Source organism: Halorubrum sp. SS7 (assembly GCF_005435055.1).
In the GTDB taxonomy this organism is placed as follows: Archaea; Halobacteriota; Halobacteria; order Halobacteriales; family Haloferacaceae; genus Halorubrum; species Halorubrum salinarum.
The window spans coordinates 1-219 of record NZ_SGXV01000734.1; the positions used below are offsets into that span (position 1 = coordinate 1).

A 219-nucleotide genomic window follows, 5' to 3' on the forward strand; every position below is an offset into this window, starting at 1 on the left:
TGCGAGGCCGACCGCCTCGCGAACCGCTTCCTCCACCTCCTGAACGCGCTCACCGTACATCGTGAGGTGGACGACGATCCCCTCGAAGTTCCGGACGATCGCCTTCTGGTCGTCGCGGAGTTCGACCGCGAACGGGCCGCCGAACCGGTCGGTGACTCCGCGGACCGTCTCCGCCGACTGTCCGGCGTTGTCGGGGAAGATCACCCGGTCGGCACCGAG

The 219-nt window shown here is 68.5% G+C and carries 1 pseudogene; it reads right to left on the bottom strand.

Going from position 1 to position 219, the window contains the following annotated elements:
* Window positions 1-219: pseudogene (locus tag EXE44_RS19750) on the bottom strand (tRNA (cytidine(56)-2'-O)-methyltransferase); the annotation flags it as partial.